The organism is Plesiomonas sp. PI-19, assembly GCF_021368255.1.
Classification (GTDB): domain Bacteria; phylum Pseudomonadota; class Gammaproteobacteria; order Enterobacterales; family CAMTGL01; genus Plesiomonas; species Plesiomonas shigelloides.
Genome location: NZ_JAJNMQ010000001.1, coordinates 594,997 through 612,972 on the forward strand (window position 1 = coordinate 594,997; position 17,976 = coordinate 612,972).

The following is a 17,976-nucleotide window of genomic DNA, read 5'->3' on the forward strand; positions in this document are numbered from 1 at the left end:
AGGATCATGTTTTCCCGTGTATTTATTGAACGACCGATTTTTGCCACGGTGTTGTCGCTGGTGATTGTTTTGGCGGGTGTAATTTCGGCCATGAATCTGCCGGTGGAGCAATACCCGTCGATGACGCCAGTGCAGGTGCAGGTCACGGCGGTGTATCCGGGCGCGGATGCGCAGACGTTATCCCAGTCGGTGGCTGGCCCTATCGAGGCGCAAATCAACGGCGTGGATAACATGCTGTACATGACGTCCAGCTCCTCGTCGAACGGGCAGATGAACATCAGCGTCTATTTCTCGCTAGATACCGATCCGGATATTGCACAGGTACAGGTGCAAAACCGCGTCAGTCTGGCACTACCTCAACTGCCGCAAGCGGTACAGCAAAATGGCGTACAGGTGCAAAAACGCTCGTCCAGTATCTTGATGCTGGTGGGGGTCTATTCGCCGGATAACCGCTATAACGCCGATTACATTGCTAATTACGCGAACGTTTATGTGCTGGATGCGATTAAACGTATCCCTGGTGCGGGGCAAGCGTCAGTCATGGGGTCGGCAGATCAGGCCATGCGCATCTGGTTAAACCCTGAAAAGATGGCCAATTTAGGGGTGACAACCGATGATGTGCAGCAAGCGGTCGCTAATCAAAACAAATTGTTCAGTGCCGGTCAGATAGGGCAAGCGCCCAACCCGCCGGGCACTCAGTTGACCTATCCGGTGGTGACACAAAACCCGTATGTTGAGCCTTCTGAGTATGAAAGCATTATCTTACGGGCGCAAAATAACGGCGCGGCGTTGGTGCGATTACAAGATGTCGCCAAGGCGCAGTTGGGGCTGAAGCAATATTTGGTGGATACAGCGCTGAATAAAGTCCCGGCGACGTTCTTGGCGGTCTATCTGGCTCCCGGCGCCAATGCGCTCGAAGTGTCCAAAAATGTGGCGGATACCTTAGAGCGCTTAAAGCCGACTTTCCCTGAAGGAATGGATTACAAGATCACGTTGGACACCACCGATTTCGTGCGGATTTCCATCGAAGATGTGCTGCACACACTGGTAGAAGCGATTGTGCTGGTTATTGCGGTGGTCTATCTGTTCTTGCAAAGCGTACGGGCGACTTTGATTGCGATTGCTGCGGTATTCGTCGCGTTAATCGGCACGTTCGTGGGCATGTTGGCACTTGGATTTACCATCAACCTGTTGACCTTGTTCGGTATGATCTTGGCTATCGGGCTGGTGGTAGATGACGCCATCGTGGTGGTGGAAAACGTTGAGCGTTTGATGCACGAGCAGCACTTATCGGCGAAAGACGCTTCACTGGCGGCAATGAATGAAATCTCCACCGCATTGATTTCGGTGGTGTTGGTGCTGTCATCGGTATTTATTCCGGCAGCCTTCTTAACCGGCACCACCGGCCAGCTGTATAAGCAGTTTGCGGTGACCATTGTGATCTCGGTTGTGCTGTCGGGGTTTGTAGCGCTGACGTTAACGCCAGCGCTGTGTGGCTTGTTCCTCAAGCCGGGGCAGATGGCGCAGAGTGGCTTTTTCGGTTGGTTTAACCGGCTGTTTGCCTCACTCACCACACGCTATGGCCGTGGGGTGCGCTTGACCATTGAGCGTACCACCTTGGCGCTGGTGCTGATGGGGGTGATGATGGGCGCCATCGTCATGATGTTTCGCGCCTTGCCATCCAGCTTCGTGCCACAAGAAGATCAGGGCTATGTGCTGGCAGGGGCGATTTTACCGGATGCTGCCAGTATCCGGCGCACCAAAGAGATCAGTGAACAGTTAGATGCGATTTTCGCCTCTAACCCTGAAGTGGATACGCGCTCGGCGATTACCGGCTATAACCTGCTCGACAGTTCATTTAAAACCAATACCGCGACGTTCTTCGTTACCCTGAAACCGTTTGAAGAGCGTACCGAGCCTTCGCAATCGGCGGATGCGGTGCTGCAAGATATCGCTAAGAAAGCGCGTGGTATCGAAGGCGCCTTTATTCTGCCGATCTCCCCACCGGCGATTCCCGGCTTGGGCGCTACCGGTGGCTTCCAGTTCTGGATCCAAGATATTGGCAATGGCTCTTTGGCGCAGTTGCAGCAAGTGACCAATCAGTTTTTGGCCAAGGCGCGTCAGCGCCCTGAGTTGACAGGGTTGTCGTCGACCTTTAACGCCGCCAGTACCCAATTGCAGGCGGATATTGATCGTGATAAAGCCATGCTGCTTGGGGTGCCGGTGCAAGAGGCCTACGGTACGTTGCAGACCTTCCTCGCGTCGTCCACGGTTAGTCAGTACTTTGACCAAAGCCGCGTGTGGAACGTTGTGCTGCAGGCCGAGGATCGTTTCCGCGATAATCCATCGTGGTTGATGCAGTTCTATACCCGTAACAATGTCGGCAATATGGTGCCGCTGTCGGCGGTGATGGAAACCAAATATGCCGCCGGTCCCGATTTAGTACCGCACTTTAACAGCTTTCCGGCAGCGCAAATCAACGGCTCAGCGGCTCCCGGTTATAGCTCTGGTGATGCGATAGCCTTGATGGAGCAAATCGCCAAGGAGACTTTACCGCAAGGCTATAGCTTTGCTTGGTCAGGGCAAGCCTTCGAAGAGAAACAGGCGGGTAGTACTTCCACCGTTGCCTTTGCGTTGGGCTTGGTGATTGTGTTCCTGATTTTGGCGGCGCAGTTTGAGTCGTGGAGCTTGCCGTGCGCGGTATTGACCGCGGTACCGTTTGGCTTGATTGGTTCGCTGATTTTCACCATGGCTCGCGGCCTTGAAAATGACGTGTACTTCCAAATCGGGCTACTGGTGCTGATTGGTCTGGCGGCTAAAAACGCCGTGCTGATCATCGAGTTTGCGGTGGAGCTGCGACATAAAGGCAAAGGCTTGATTGAGTCTGCGATTGAAGCCGGTGAGCTGCGTTTGCGCCCGATTGTGATGACATCATTGGCCTTTATTCTGGGTACCTTGCCGCTGATGCTGGCCAGTGGCGCAGGGGCTAACTCACGTCACTCCATCGGGACCGGTATTGTCGGCGGCATGATCGGCGCGACCACCTTGGCGCTGTTTTATGTCCCGATGTTCTACGTCATTTTTGAGCGCTTGGCCGAGCGCGGGAAAAAATCGCCGCCTCCGAGTGGCGAGGGTGAGGTTACGCCGACAGCCGAGTCATCACCCCATGTGCAACAGCATGCCGATAAAGAGACAAAAGGCGGCCAGAGCAATCAGGAGGGGCAATCATGAGACGCAGCATTCGCCATGCAGTCACACTCACAGTTGCCGGAATACCGTGGTTGCTCAGTGGCTGTATCACTCCGTTTACGTATGAAAAGCCGAAGGTCAGCACTCCCGCTGAGTGGCGTGTGCCGTATTCACAAGCCAGTAAACAAGTGCAAATGCGCTGGTGGGAGCAATTTAATGATCCGGTACTGACCCGTTTGATTCAAACCGCTTTGCAGCAGAACTTGGATCTGGTGATTGCCACCCAGCGTATTGAAGAGGCAGCCGGCAAGCTTAGAGAGACGCGCTCTGATCTCTATCCGCAACTCGGTTATGGTGCGGGCGCCAGTCGGCAGCGGCGGTTAGGTGATTACACCTCGACCTATCAAGTCGGCCTGACCGCCAGTTGGCAGCTGGATTTATTTGGCCAGCTGCGTGCAGCGACAGAAGCGAGCAAGGCTCAGATGTTGAGTGCCGAAGAGCAGCGCCAAGCGGTATTGCTGACGTTGGTGACGCAGGTCGCGAACAACTACATTCAACTGTTGAGTTTAGATCAGCAATTACATATTGCTCGTAGCACGGCGGCTGCGCAGCAGGAGTCGCTGCAGATCTTTCGTTTGCAGTTCAAGGCGGGCGTGATTTCACAGTTGCAGCTGAACCAAGCGGAGTCGCAGTATTACCAAGCGCAAAGTGAAGTGCCACGGCTGCAAGACAGCATAGCCCAGCAGGAAAATGCGCTGTCGGTATTGCTGGGGGTTAATCCGCAGGCGATCCCTCGTGGGCAGACCTTGGATGGCTTGAGTTTACCAGCCATTCCGGCGGACTTACCGTCTACGTTGTTGCAGCAGCGCCCAGATATTCGCGTGGCGGAGCAAAATTTGGTGGCCGCGCAGGCAAATTTAGCCGCAGCGCGTCTGGCTTATTTCCCGACCATTTCGTTGACCGGTGCGTTGGGCAGCTTGAGCTTGGCGTTGACTGATTTGCTGACCGGCCCCGCGGCGCTGTGGAGCTTGGGCGCAGAGTTGGCTGGCCCCATCTTTACCGCAGGCAGTATTGAGGGCCAGATACAGCAAGCCAGTGCGCAGCAACAGCAGTTGTTAGCAGAGTATCAAAAGGCGATTCAAAATGCCTTTGCCGATGCCAACAATGCGCTATCGGCGGTGGTGAAAATCAAAGAGCAGCAAGACACGTTACAGCAACAGGTGGATTCGCTGCGTAGCTATGCACGCCTCGCGCGTTTGAGCTATGACAGCGGGAATACGCCTTATTTGGAAGTACTGGATGCTGAGCAAACACTGTTTACCACGGAATTGAACCAAGTTCAGGTGCAAGGGCAGGCGATTCAGTCGATCGTGAATGTGTATGCGGCGATGGGCGGTGGCTGGGTAACACAGGCAGACAGCATGACGGTGAAGGGGAAAACCCGTTAAATCCGCAGCAGGCTAATAACGATGCGAGAGTGAACAAAGGCCACGTGGCAAAACTGCTCCGTGGCCTTCGGTTTGTTCAGTGTGTCATGTTCAGTGTGTCATAGCGCAGTTTGTAGCAGCACCGCTATAACAGCAGCTTGATAACAGCGCCGTTACAACGATGTCGTTCTATCAGCGCCAATATACCAGCGTTGCTTTTATTTAACTTCTTCGCCTTTGGCCTGCAGATCCGCATGATAAGAAGAGCGGACAAACGGACCACACGCGGCATGGGTAAAGCCCATTTCCAGCGCTTTTTGTTTGAAGTCATCAAATTCAGCTGGGCTGACATAACGCTGTACCGGCAGGTGATGACGGCTTGGCTGCAGATATTGGCCCAGCGTCAGCATCGTTACACCGTGATCGCGCAGATCTTGCATCACTTGCAAAATCTCTTCGTTAGTTTCACCGAGCCCCATCATCAGGCCTGACTTAGTCGGCACATCTGGATGCAGTTCTTTGAATTTTTGCAGCAAGGTCAGCGACCACTGATAGTCTGCGCCCGGACGAATTTGACGGTACAAGCGCGGCACGTTTTCCAGATTGTGGTTGAACACATCCGGTGGCGTTTGCGCGAAAATATCCAGTGCCTTGTCCATTCGACCACGGAAGTCGGGGACCAGCGTTTCGATGCGGATATTTGGGCTTTCGGCGCGGATACTGCTGATGCAATCCGCAAAGTGCTGCGCACCGCCGTCGCGTAGGTCATCGCGATCGACCGAGGTGATCACCACATACTTCAGCTTCATATCACGGATAGTACGGCCAAGTTTGGCGGCTTCTTCCGGATCAACCGGCAGTGGACGGCCATGTGCCACATCGCAGAACGGGCAGCGACGGGTACAGATAGCGCCGAGGATCATGAAGGTCGCGGTGCCGTGGTTAAAGCATTCAGCCAGATTCGGGCAAGAAGCTTCTTCACACACCGAGTGCAGACCGTTGTGGCGCATGGCAGATTTGATTTCTTGGATCCGGGTGGAATCAGCGGGCAGCTTGATTTTCATCCACTCGGGCTTACGCAGGCGCTCACTCTGTTCAGCGGCAACGTTTTTCACCGGAATCAATGCCATTTTATCGGCATCGCGGTATTTCACGCCCCGTTCAATCTGAATAGGTTTACTCATTGGTCAGTGGTTTCCAACTAGAATACTCAGCACCGGAGTAACCGAGTAATTTGATAAATTCCTGCACCAGAACCGGCTCGACCTCTGCCACCGTTTCAGGACCGCCCAGATCTTTTGTCTGAGTCATCTCCATGCCGGCGTATCCGCAAGGGTTGATTCGGGTGAAGGGAGACAAATCCATATTAATATTGAGGGCCAGTCCGTGGAACGAGCAGCCCCGCCGGATCCGCAGACCCAGAGAGCAGATTTTTTTATTATCAATATAGACGCCGGGAGCATCGGCACGCGCTGCGGCGGTCAGGGAGAAGTGGGCCAGTGTATTGATGACGGTGTTTTCGATATGGCTGACCAACTCGCGAACACCGAGACGGCGACGGCGCAGATCCACCAACACATACATAACGATTTGACCCGGACCATGGTAGGTGACCTGACCCCCGCGATCAGACTGGATCACCGGAATATCACCACAGGCCAGTAAGTGCTCAGCCTTGCCTGCTTGGCCTTGGGTGAAGACCGGTGGATGTTCGACCAGCCACACTTCATCAGCGCAATTTTCGCTGCGCTGATCAGTGAAGTCATGCATCGCTTGCCAGACCGATGCGTAATCCTGCATGCCCAGACGGCGTACAATCAAAGTTTGATGTTGCAAAAGCATCACCATAAAGTTGTGATTATCAGGTGCATTATACGGTGTTGCCGGACAAGCGAAAGCCTGATTACAGCACCATACGTACGATATCGATGGCACCCAGCTCTTCGTACAGGGTTTCGACCTGATCGATATGGGTTGCGGTGATCGTCACAGATACGGAGTGGTAGTTACCTTTGCTGCTTGGCTTAACGCTTGGGGTGTAATCGCCCGGCGCATGCTTTTGCACAACGTTCAGTACTTTGTCTACCAATTCTGGCTGTGCCAGACCCATGACTTTGTAAGTGAAAGAGCACGGGAATTCCAGCAGTTCATTCAGTTTGGTCTTTTGCATAATCATGTCTCCTATCAGGGGAGTGAGTGCCTCCGTTGCCAGATAAAATTAAAGGGTATCCCTACTCTCTAACAGGAATACGAGCACCGGATGGGATGCGTGTTATTCGCATCGCGCTAAGGCGGTGTGTATTATCCGCACGAATCTGCAGCCTTGTCAGCATATCTTTGTATGCTGACCTTCTTGCGTTGTACGCTATTGGCCGCAACAAAAAACGATCCCGGCAAGAGGCCGGGATCATCCTTGAGATAACGTTGTTACGCGTTACTGTTTACTATATGGGGGCGAAATTAGCCAAACCAACGGTGGAACAGTAAAGTGAAGTAATCCATCAGACGGCTAAAGATCCCGCCTTCTTCGACGTTATTTAATACCACCAGCGGCTGAGTATCAATATCTTTGCCATCCAGCTGGAAGTAGATTTTACCGACCGCTTCGCCACGCTTAAGTGGTGCTTTCAGCTCTTTATCCAGCACAAAGTGCGCTTTCAGATCGTTAACGCGACCACGTGGTACGGTCAGGTAAACATTTTTCAGCACGCCGAGGCTAACTTCTGACTTGTCACCGAACCAAACGCGCTCTTTGGTAAATTCGCGATCGGCTTTCAGAGGCTCGATGGTTTCAAAGAAACGGAAGCCCCATGTCAGCAGTTTTTTACTTTCTGCCGCGCGCTGTTGTGAACTGGAAGCACCAATGACTGCGGCAACCAGACGCATCTGGCCTTCTGTCGCGGAAGTCACCAAGTTATAACCGGCTGCGGCGGTGTGACCGGTTTTGATCCCGTCCACATTCATGCTCTTGTCCCACAGCAGGGAGTTACGGTTTGGCTGGGTGATCCCGTTATAGGTAAAGGATTTTTCCTTATACACGGCGTACTCATCCGGCACATCACGGATCAGCGCGGCGCCCAGTGTCGCCAAATCGCGTGCGGTACTGTACTGATCTGGGTTATCCAAACCGTGTGGGTTCATGAAGTGGGAGTTGGTCATGCCCAGCTGCTTGGCATAGTTGTTCATCATGTCGGCGAAGGAATCTTCGCTACCGGCAACGTGTTCAGCCATTGCCACACACGCATCGTTACCGGATTGAATGATGATACCGCGGTTCAGGTCAGCCACTTTGACCTGCTTACCCACCTCGATAAACATCTTGGAGGAGTCCGGGTAGTTTTTGCTCCATGCGTTTTTGCTCACGGTGACCATGTCGTCCGGCGAGATTTTACCGGCTTTGATTTCGCGGCCGATAACGTAGCTGGTCATCATCTTGGTCAGACTGGCCGGCAAAACCTTCATATCGGCATCGCGCTCAGCCAGTACTTTTCCTGAGTTGTAATCAATCAGGATATAAGACTTCGCCGCGATTTCAGGCGCTGCAGGAATGGTGGTATCTGCCTGCGCATAGCATGCGGAAACCGATAGAGTACCGAGCAGCAGAGCCCGAATAGATTGGGTAAATGTAGTTAATTTCATGGTCTGTGTGTGACTTCTTCCATGGTGAAACAAAAAGTTAAATGAACAAGGTATCCGCTACCCTCACTGACAGGGCGGGTTTTATCAGCGTCCGGCGCCCGCTAAAACAAACGCTTGCTGATAGTTTTCGACCTTCAGACTGTCTCGGAGTTCCTCAGCTTGTGCACGTGAGCTCAGCGGTCCTAGCTGAACTCGGTAAAACGCACCAGCCGGTTCGATTTTACCGCTGACTTGGTGACTTTGTTTAAGCTGAGTAAGCAATTGTTTGGCCCGCTCCGCATTACTGATAGCGACCACTTGCACCATGTAGCCATCAGAGCTGCTGGCGGCAGGTGTGTAAGTGTGTGTTGTCGCGGTGCGGGAGGCGACCGGCGCTGCCGCGGCAGGCTCGGGGATCACTTCGGGCTCACCGGCAGGGGCGGCAAAGTGAATGCGCGTGTTGTTGCCTTCGGTACTGACCATGGTGGTGACACCGTTTTGATCGGTGTTGCTGTACATCGGCAAGGCTTGCTGCTTCGCCGGCGCATCTTCAATCGAGCCTGGCTGGCTCAGGGTTGGCTGCGCGGCACTGCTGGCATAACTGTTATCCGAATCGCTGCTTGTAGCGTAAGAGTTGTCTGCGCCGCTCTCTGCGCTGCGCGCTGCAGGTTGTGCATACTCAGGCTCACTGGCTTCGTGATTAACCGGTACGGCGCTACCCAGCGTCTCCATTTGTGGCGACATATCCAGAGCAAAAGATTGTGTCTCTTCACCCTGATCTTGTGGCTGATTGGCCGCATCCTGATGTGGCGCTGGCTGCTGGGCGGCACATCCTGCCAGCAGCAAACTGAAGACAATTGCGGAAACGCGTAAATTGCGCATGAAGTCCCTCATACGTTTTTAGATAACATTTTACGGTGGGTATGGATAGACATCACGATACCAAAACCGGCCATCAGAGCAATGATGGAAGTACCACCATGACTGATCAGTGGCAGCGGTACGCCCACCACCGGAAGGATACCACTGACCATACCAATATTCACAAATACATACACAAAGAAGATCAGGGTGATCCCCCCAGCTAGCAGACGGCCAAAGGCGGTCTGCGCACGTGACGCGATCACTAGGCCACGGGCGATAACAAACAGGTACAAGGCCAGCAACACTAAGAAGCCGATCATCCCCAGCTCTTCGGCGATCACCGCGAAAATAAAGTCCGTGTGGCGCTCTGGCAAAAACTCCAGCTGGGACTGGGTACCGTGCAGCCAACCTTTACCGAACACGCCACCTGAGCCGATGGCAATTTTGGATTGGATAATGTGGTAACCGGCGCCCAGCGGATCACTTTCTGGGTTAAGCAGAGTCAGTACCCGCGTGCGCTGATAATCGTGCATCAGGAAGAACCACAGCACCGGCACGAAGGCGGCGATCAACAATACCGCGCCCAAAATGAAGTACCAGCTGATGCCGGATAAGAACACGATGAACAGACCCGAGCTGGCAACCAGCACCGAGGTCCCCAAGTCCGGTTGCGCTGCAACCAGTAAAGTTGGGACAAAGATCAGGATCAGCGCAATCACCGTGTTACGTGACGAGGGCGGTAATGGCTCGCGGCTGATAAAACGCGCCACCATCAGCGGTACCGACAGTTTGATTAGCTCGGAAGGCTGAAAGCGGATGAAGCCTAAGTCCAGCCAGCGCTGCGCCCCTTTGGAGATCGCACCGAACAGGTCAACCAGCACCAGCAAAATCACCCCGACGATATACAGGTACGGTGCCCAGCTTTCATACACGCGCGGTGGAATTTGCGCCATGCCGAACATCGCCAGCAGACCTAAGCTGACCTGCGCGATTTTACGCTCCATCATGTCGATGTCCTGACCGCTGGCGCTGTACATCACAAACGCGCCCATCATCAGCAGCAGTAACAACCCTGTCAGCAGCGGGAGATCGATATGAATGCGATCCCAGAATGAACGAGGGCGATTGGGATTGGTATCAGTCATTCGGAGTATGATCCTGTGTCGCAGCCGGCAGATCGGTATCGTTCTTACCCAGCAAAATATGGTCGAAAATCTTACGTGCGATTGGTGCACCGTTGGTGGAGCCGCCACCGGCGTTCTCCAGCAAAATGGAGACGACGACTTGTGGGTTGTCATACGGTGCAAAACCGGTGAACCAAGCATGGTCGTGCAGGTAATTGGCCAGCTTCTTCGCATCGTAAGTCTGGTTTGGTGCCAGACTAAATACCTGCGCAGTACCCGACTTACCGGCGGACTTGTACGGCGTGCCAGCAAATGAGCGACGGGCTGTACCGTTTGGTCGGTTATTCACGCCGTACATACCGTCTTTGGCGATTTCCCAGTAGCCGGAGTCTTTCACGCCAATCGAGGGCAGATTTTCTTCCGGATAGTTCATGGTGATGCCGTTACCCTGAATGCTCTTTAACAGGTGTGGCGGTTTCACTTCGCCATCGTTGATCAAGATGGTCATGGCTTTAGCTAGCTGCAATGGGGTTGCGGTCCAGTAACCTTGGCCGATCCCCACCGGAATGGTATCGCCCTGATACCACGGCTTACGATAACGGGCCATTTTCCATTCCCGTGATGGCATGACGCCCGAGCGCTCTTCCGAGATATCCACGCCGGTATACTGGCCGAAGCCGAATTTTTTCATCCACTCAGACAGGCGATCGATGCCCATGTCGTAGGCAACCTGATAGAAGAAGGTATCTGCCGATTCTTCAATGGCTTTGGTGATATTCAGCTGACCGTGGCCCCACTTTTTCCAGTCGCGGTAGCGTTTTTCGGAACCCGGCAGTTTCCACCAACCAGGGTCAAACAGCGTGGTTTTGGTGGTGATCGCGCCAGATTCCAGCGCCGCCACAGTAATCAATGGTTTGACGGTGGAGGCCGGAGGATAGGTGCCTTGGGTGGTCCGGTTAATCAGCGGGCGATCTGGATCGTTGAGCAGGGCGCTATAGGTCTTGCTCGGAATACCGTTGACGAACAGGTTCGGGTCATAACTTGGGCTGGAGACCATCGCAAGAATGCTGCCATCGCGAGGATCCATCACCACGACCGCTCCGCGGCGTTTACCCAGAATACGTTCGATATATTGCTGCAGCTCCAGATCTAAGCTCAGCGTAATGTTTTGACCGGCAGTAGCCGGTTGTTCACGCAGTTTGCGGATCACCTTGCCGCGGTTGTTGACCTCAACTTCTTCTGAGCCCACTTGGCCGTGCAGGATATTTTCGTAGTATTTCTCGATGCCGAGCTTACCGATATCGTGGGTACCGGCGTAGTTGGCCAGTCGACCTTCTTTATCCAGTCGCACGACGTCTTTATCGTTAATTTTGGCTACATAGCCGATGACGTGCGTCAGCGCCTCCCCATACGGGTAGTAACGCTTCAGGTAGCCTTTCACTTCCACGCCGGGGAAGAGGTATTGGTTGATGGCAAAACGGGCCACCTGCTCTTCATTGAGCGGCGTTTTAATTGGGATAGAGCTAAAACGGCGTGAGCGCTTGCGCTCTTTACGGAAGTTGGCGATATCTTCGTCGGTCAGGCCAACAATGGGACGCAAAGCAGCCAGCGTCTTATCGACGCTGTCGACTTTCTCCGGCACCATCTCTAATTGGAAGACGGTGCGGTTTTCCGCCAGCAAGATGCCGTTGCGGTCATAAATCAGACCCCGACTCGGCGGGATCGGCAGCAGTTTGATCCGGTTATCATTGGAGCGGGTCTGGTAGTCTTCGTAGTTCTGCACCTGAAGGTGGTACAGATTGGCAACCAGAACACCGCTTAACAGCAGAATGCCGATAAAGGCGACAATGGCCCGGCGAAAAAATAACGCGCTTTCCGACGAGTGATCCCGAAAATGCGTACGATCCTGCTTCATCCGCTATAACAATCCCAATGATAATGCTGTAAACAGCGTAATTATTCCCGGTGATAAGGGTGGTTAGCTGTGATGCTCCACGCCCGGTATAAACTTTCTGCCACCACGACCCGTACCAGCGGATGTGGTAAGGTCAGGGGAGATAAAGACCAACTTTGGTCCGCAGCCGCTTTACACGACGGCGCCAGACCTTCCGGTCCGCCAATCAAAAAGCTGACATCGCGGCCATCTTGCTTCCAGCGCTCCAGCTGTTCGGCCAATTGCTCGGTCGTCCACGGTTTGCCCGGAATATCCAGCGTTACAATCCGGTTGCCTTTTGGGATGGCCGCCAGTGTTTGTTCGCCTTCTTTTTCCAGAATGCGCTTGATATCGGCATTTTTGCCGCGCTTTCCGGCTGGAATTTCCAGCAGTTCAAACGGCATGTCTTTGGGGAAACGGCGCACATATTCTTGAAAGCCCGTTTCAACCCAGGCCGGCATTTTGGTGCCGACCGCGACCAGTTGCAGTTTCACCGCTTAGCTCCAGAGTTTTTCCAGTTGGTACAGGGCGCGGCTCTCTTCTTGCATGATGTGCACAATCACATCACCCAGATCCACGATCACCCATTCACCGGTTTGTGTACCTTCGATCCCCATCATATCCGCACCTGCCAGACGGGCTTCTTTAGCCACATAGTCAGCAATGGAAGAGACATGACGGCTTGATGTACCGGTAGCGATCACCATGTAATCGGTGATGCTGGACTTGCCGCGTACATCTAAAGGCAGGATATCTTGGCCTTTCAGATCGTCAATTTTATCAATAACAAAGTCTTGGAGTGTCTTGCCTTGCAAAGGTTCCCCCTGACCGGAAATCAGTTCCGGTGATATGCAGTTAGCCGAAAATAGGCGGCGGAGTATAGCATGCGACTAGCGTGATGAGTACAGGCCATGCTGTGTGATGTAGGTGGCCACTTCGCAGGTAAGCCAGTCATCACACGGTTGTCCGTTTTGCAAACGCTGGCGGATGGCGGTGGCTGAAATAGGATATTCCGGTGTTTCGGCCAAAAATACCGTGCCGGCCGGTTGGTGGTGCAGCACGTTGCAATCCGTGGTCAAGCGCGGCTGTAGCCAGCGCTGAAATGCCGCATCATCCGGCATCCGCGCATAACCGGGGCGCGCGCATACCAGTAAGTGCGCGTAGTCCGTCAGCTCCTGCCAGCGAAACCAGCTGGGCAACGTGAGCAGGGAATCTTGACCGATGATAAAGGCCAACGGTTGGTGCGGGCCTATCTCACGGCGCACTTCTTCCAGCGTTTCGATGGTGTAGGACGGTGTGCTGCGTTGCAGTTCGCGTAAATCCGGCACAAACAGCGGGTTAGCTGCGCAGGCGAGACGCACCATCTCGGCGCGCTGGGCGGCAGATGCGACCGGTTGTGCCCGGTGTGGCGGCACATTGTTGGGTATCAGCCGCACTTGGCTCAGTTGCAAGGTGCGGGCTAAGGCTTGTACTGGCTCTAAATGACCGCGATGCAGCGGATCAAAGGTGCCGCCATATAGACCGATGATTGGCAGCGTGGCTGCTGGGGATAACGCATGCTCAGTCATGTCGATGGTGACCCCAGATCCAACACATGGCCACACACACCACAGCTGAGGGTTTGCAGTGCTGGCCACGGATTGCTGCTGTAATCTTGTTTGACGCTGCGTTCAAGCGCGGCAAGTTGCGTGAACAGGACCGTGAGCTGTGGCAAGGTCAGGCGCTGGACTGCATGAGTCAGTAACGGACGACGGTTTTGCCACACTTTATGCTGATCGAACAGAGTGCGCAGCGGTATACCGCATTGCATCTGCTGGTGAAATTGCAGCACGAGCTGTAATTCCCGTTGCAGAGTACGCAACAAGATCACAGGTTCGACATCTTCGTTTTTCAGCTGCTCCAAAATGCGCAGGGCGCGTTTGGTCTTGCCTTCGAGGAGCGCATCCAGCCAGTGATAAGGGGTAAAGTGCGCGGACTGGTTAACGGCAGACTCGACGCGCGGCAGTGATAATTTGCCATCGGGAAACAGCAGGCGCAGGCGCTCAAGAGCCTGACCCAGCGCCAGCAGATTGCCTTCGTAGCAATGGCACAGCAAATTGAGCGCCGGTTCATCGAGTTGCAGTTTCAGCGAACGAGCACGCTGGCTAACCCAACGCGGAAGCTGGGCTAACTCCGGCGTCTGGCAGCTGACCAAGGTAGCGTTTTGCTGCGACAGCGCTTTAAACCATTTACTGTTTTCTTGCGCGCGGGTTGGCTTGCCGCCTTGGATCAGTAGCAAAATATCGGGATGTAACATGCCGGCCAGCGTAACCAAGGGTTCGCTGTTATGCGCGCCGGGGCCGCTTTCCGGCAAGGTGAGCTCGATAATTTGCCGAGCGGAAAACAGACTCATGGCTTGGGCGCAGTCAAAAATAGCATCCCAATCGGTTCTATTATCAAGGGTAAAACTGTGGCGCTCTTCGAAGCCGTGTTGACGGGCGTGCTGGCGTAGGGTATCGAGACTTTCTTGCAACAGCAGCGGTTCGTTACCAAGGAGCAGGTAACAGGCGCGCAGCCCGTGTTGCAGTTGCGCGCCAAGTTGTTCCGGATAAATTTTATTCATCAGGTTCAGATTATTGTGCCGGCGCAGAGTTGGCCGGCAGGGTGTCCGTAGCCGCTGGGGTACGGGCCTGAATAGTCAGCAATTTCAGCATCAGGCGGCGGGCCGCTTCCTCATACATCTCGTCGCGCAGCAAATCTTCTTCAGCTGCTTTGGCGAGTGCAGTATTTGGGTTATCGAAGAAAGAACGGGTTACCTGAACAGACAGCGGATAGAGATCCTGACCTGGGATCAATACGCTGGCATTCACGTTCAGAGTAATGTTTTTCTCGGCGGCAATACCGTTACGGAAAACTGACACGACCGCATCGCCTTGGCCGGAGCTGTTGATACGCAGCGTCGGTAACTGGTGTACACCTGGCGTGGTATCACTGACGATGGTGATGTCATTGAGCTGCATCTGCTCGCGTACCGCGCGGGTTAGCGGGCCGTACGGGTCATAGCTTTGCAGGCTCATTTTCTGTAGCGGTTGTGGGATTTGAGTTGTCCCACGCAGATGGAAACCGCAGCCCGCCGTGGCGGCTAATGCCACCACGGTCAGGATTGTCATTAACGGCTTGAGTAGCGATGCTTTCAGCACGTAAATGCTCCTGTGTTAGCCGACAACCACGTTCAGCAGTTTGCCAGGTACGTAGATCACCTTACGGATGCTCACGCCTTCCATGTGTTTGGCGATGTTGGCATCAGCAAAGGCTACTTCCTTCACTTGCTCTTCGGTGGCATCGGCCGCAACAGTCACTTTACCGCGCAGCTTACCGTTCACCTGTACCACGACCAGCTTGCTGTCTTCGACCATTGCCGCTTCGTCAGCCACTGGCCATGGAGCAACGTCGATATCACCTTCGCCGCCCAGCTCTTGCCACAGAGCAAAGCAGATGTGCGGTGTGATTGGGTACAGCATACGTACCACCGCCATCAGCGCTTCTTGCAGCAGTGCGCGATCTTGCTCGGTCTCTTGTAGCATACGGGTCAGCTTGTTCATCAGCTCCATCACAGCCGCAATCGCGGTGTTGAAGGTCTGACGACGGCCGATGTCGTCGCTCACTTTAGCGATGGTTTTGTGCAGATCGCGACGCAGTGCTTTCTGATCTGCGTTCAGCGCAGCCACATCCAGCGCACTAACAGGGCCTTGTGCCAGATGTTCAAAGGCCAGACGCCACAGACGCTTCAGGAAGCGGTTCGCACCTTCAACGCCAGACTCTTGCCATTCCAGTGTCATTTCGGCTGGAGAGGCGAACATCATGAACAGACGCACGGTGTCAGCACCGTATTTTTCCACCATTTCTTGTGGATCGATACCGTTGTTCTTGGACTTCGACATCTTGCTCATGCCGGCATACACCAGCTCATGGCCGTCTTGGTCTTGTGCTTTCAGGATGCGACCCTTGTCATCACGCTCGGTGATGATAGCGTCGGTTGGGGATACCCAAATACGCTCGCCGTTGCTACCGGTGTAGTAGAATGCATCAGCCAGAACCATGCCTTGGCACAGCAGACGCTTGGCTGGCTCGTCGGAGTTAACCAGACCCGCATCACGCAGCAGCTTGTGGAAGAAGCGGAAGTACAGCAGGTGCATGGTCGCGTGCTCGATACCACCGATGTACTGATCCACTGGCAGCCAGTAGTTAGCCGCTGCTGGGTTCAGCATACCGTCGTTGTAATCCGGGCAGGTATAACGTGAGTAATACCAAGAGGATTCCATGAAGGTATCGAAGGTGTCGGTTTCGCGCAGGGCTGGCTGACCGTTAACGGTCACTTTCGCCCACTCTGGATCGGCTTTGATTGGGCTTTGTACGCCGTCCATGGTCACGTCTTCTGGCAGCACGACCGGCAGCATGTCTTCTGGCGTTGGGATTACGGTGCCGTCTTCCAATGTGATCATTGGAATTGGCGCGCCCCAGTAACGCTGACGAGACACACCCCAGTCACGCAGACGGAAGTTCACGCGGCGCTCACCTTTACCGATGCTGTTCAGCTTGTCAGCGACGGCATTGAACGCACCGTCGAAGTCCAGACCGTCGAACTCACCAGAGTTAAACAGAATGCCTTTTTCAGTGTATGCCTGAGCGGAAATATCCAGCTCGCTACCGTCAGCCGGTTTGATTACTGCATCAATTGGCAGGCTGTACTTGGTGGCAAATTCATAATCGCGCTGATCGTGCGCCGGTACCGCCATGACTGCGCCGGTGCCGTAGCCCATCAGTACAAAGTTCGCTACCCATACTGGCACCTTGCGGCCGTTCAGTGGGTGGATAGCGTACAGGCCGGTGGCCACGCCTTTTTTCTCCATGGTTGCCAGCTCAGCTTCGGCCACCTTGGTGTTACGGCATTCGTTGATGAATGCAGCTAGCTCTGGGTTGTTCTCAGCGGCTTTTTGCGCCAGTGGGTGACCGGCGGCAATACCAACATAGGTCACGCCCATGAAGGTATCTGGACGGGTGGTGTACACGGTCAGCGTGTCATCCATGCCGTCGATATCAAAGGTGATGTCGACCCCTTCTGAGCGGCCAATCCAGTTGCGCTGCATGGTTTTCACCATGTCTGGCCATTCGTTCAGACCGTCCAGATCGCTCAGCAGCTGATCGGCGTAGTCAGTGATCTTGATGAACCACTGTGGGATCTCTTTCTGTTCAACTTTGGTGTCGCAACGCCAGCAGCAACCTTCGATTACTTGCTCGTTAGCCAGAACGGTTTGGTCATTCGGGCACCAGTTCACGGAAGAGGTTTTCTTGTAGACCAGACCTTTTTCGTACAGTTTGGTGAAGAACCACTGCTCCCAACGATAGTATTCTGGCTTGCAGGTAGCGATTTCACGCTTCCAGTCATAGCCAAAGCCCAGCATTTTCAGCTGGTTTTTCATGTATTCGATGTTGTCGTAAGTCCACGGTGCTGGCGCGGTCTTGTTTTTGATCGCCGCGTTTTCTGCTGGCAGACCGAACGCATCCCAACCGATAGGCTGCAGTACATTTTTGCCCTGCATGCGCTGGTAGCGGGAGATCACATCACCGATGGTGTAGTTACGCACGTGACCCATGTGCAGGCGGCCGGACGGATACGGGAACATGGAGAGGCAATAAAACTTCTCTTTGCTGGCATCTTCGGTAACCTGAAACGTTTTTTTGGTATCCCAATGTTGCTGAACCTTGCCTTCAAGGTCTTCCGGGCGGTATTGCTCTTGCATGCTGACAATCCAGAATTCTGTGGGGTTAGTTAAGTATCACA

The 17,976-nt window shown here is 54.0% G+C and carries 15 protein-coding genes; 2 read left to right on the plus strand and 13 right to left on the minus strand.

Annotated features, from left to right (window positions below):
* Positions 1-6 precede the first annotated feature (6 nt).
* Both LQ901_RS02730 and LQ901_RS02735 read left to right on the plus strand, forming a co-directional pair.
* Positions 7-3,231: an efflux RND transporter permease subunit gene (locus LQ901_RS02730; RefSeq protein WP_233671951.1), complete on the plus strand. Its 3,225-nt coding sequence runs from the start codon at positions 7-9 to the stop codon at positions 3,229-3,231.
* A complete protein-coding gene (locus LQ901_RS02735; RefSeq protein WP_152109421.1) occupies positions 3,228-4,637 on the plus strand; it encodes an efflux transporter outer membrane subunit in 1,410 nt (469 codons plus the stop codon). The genes LQ901_RS02730 and LQ901_RS02735 overlap by 4 nt, the downstream gene beginning before the upstream one ends.
* Positions 4,638-4,834: 197 nt before the next feature.
* Here LQ901_RS02735 and lipA read toward each other — a convergent pair whose 3' ends face one another.
* From lipA to leuS, 13 genes are all read right to left on the minus strand, one after another.
* On the minus strand, positions 4,835-5,800 hold the full coding sequence (gene lipA / locus LQ901_RS02740) for a lipoyl synthase (protein ID WP_010864277.1): 966 nt from the start codon (positions 5,798-5,800) through the stop codon (positions 4,835-4,837).
* Positions 5,793-6,464 carry a lipoyl(octanoyl) transferase LipB gene (lipB, locus tag LQ901_RS02745; protein WP_010864276.1) on the minus strand — a complete coding sequence of 224 codons (672 nt, stop codon included), beginning with the start codon at positions 6,462-6,464 and terminating at the stop codon, positions 5,793-5,795. The genes lipA and lipB overlap by 8 nt, the downstream gene beginning before the upstream one ends.
* Before the next feature lie 55 nt (positions 6,465-6,519).
* Complete coding sequence (gene ybeD / locus LQ901_RS02750; protein ID WP_010864275.1) at positions 6,520-6,786, minus strand: DUF493 family protein YbeD; 267 nt, start codon at positions 6,784-6,786, stop codon at positions 6,520-6,522.
* Between the two features lie 290 nt (positions 6,787-7,076).
* Positions 7,077-8,255, minus strand: coding sequence for a serine hydrolase (locus LQ901_RS02755; protein WP_010864274.1), 1,179 nt, complete (start codon positions 8,253-8,255; stop codon positions 7,077-7,079).
* A gap of 84 nt (positions 8,256-8,339) precedes the next feature.
* Positions 8,340-9,116 carry an SPOR domain-containing protein gene (locus LQ901_RS02760; protein WP_233671952.1) on the minus strand — a complete coding sequence of 259 codons (777 nt, stop codon included), beginning with the start codon at positions 9,114-9,116 and terminating at the stop codon, positions 8,340-8,342.
* Positions 9,117-9,124: 8 nt separating this feature from the next.
* Positions 9,125-10,243, minus strand: coding sequence for a peptidoglycan glycosyltransferase MrdB (gene mrdB, locus LQ901_RS02765; protein ID WP_010864272.1), 1,119 nt, complete (start codon positions 10,241-10,243; stop codon positions 9,125-9,127).
* A complete protein-coding gene (gene mrdA / locus LQ901_RS02770) occupies positions 10,236-12,137 on the minus strand; it encodes a peptidoglycan DD-transpeptidase MrdA (RefSeq protein WP_233671953.1) in 1,902 nt (633 codons plus the stop codon). The genes mrdB and mrdA overlap by 8 nt, the downstream gene beginning before the upstream one ends.
* A gap of 41 nt (positions 12,138-12,178) precedes the next feature.
* Positions 12,179-12,649, minus strand: a complete 471-nt coding sequence (gene rlmH, locus LQ901_RS02775; protein ID WP_010864270.1) for a 23S rRNA (pseudouridine(1915)-N(3))-methyltransferase RlmH — start codon at positions 12,647-12,649, stop codon at positions 12,179-12,181.
* A 3-nt stretch (positions 12,650-12,652) separates the two neighbouring features.
* A complete protein-coding gene (gene rsfS, locus LQ901_RS02780) occupies positions 12,653-12,970 on the minus strand; it encodes a ribosome silencing factor (protein WP_010864269.1) in 318 nt (105 codons plus the stop codon).
* Between the two features lie 75 nt (positions 12,971-13,045).
* Positions 13,046-13,723: a nicotinate-nucleotide adenylyltransferase gene (gene nadD, locus LQ901_RS02785; protein WP_233671954.1), complete on the minus strand. Its 678-nt coding sequence runs from the start codon at positions 13,721-13,723 to the stop codon at positions 13,046-13,048.
* Positions 13,720-14,757 carry a DNA polymerase III subunit delta gene (gene holA / locus LQ901_RS02790; RefSeq protein WP_233671955.1) on the minus strand — a complete coding sequence of 346 codons (1,038 nt, stop codon included), beginning with the start codon at positions 14,755-14,757 and terminating at the stop codon, positions 13,720-13,722. Before holA ends, nadD begins: the two co-directional genes overlap by 4 nt.
* Before the next feature lie 10 nt (positions 14,758-14,767).
* The gene (gene lptE / locus LQ901_RS02795) at positions 14,768-15,334 is read right to left on the minus strand and encodes an LPS assembly lipoprotein LptE (RefSeq protein WP_152145458.1); all 567 of its coding nucleotides are present in this window, start codon (positions 15,332-15,334) and stop codon (positions 14,768-14,770) included.
* Between the two features lie 15 nt (positions 15,335-15,349).
* Positions 15,350-17,935, minus strand: a complete 2,586-nt coding sequence (gene leuS / locus LQ901_RS02800; RefSeq protein WP_233671956.1) for a leucine--tRNA ligase — start codon at positions 17,933-17,935, stop codon at positions 15,350-15,352.
* Between the last annotated feature and the right edge of the window lie 41 nt (positions 17,936-17,976).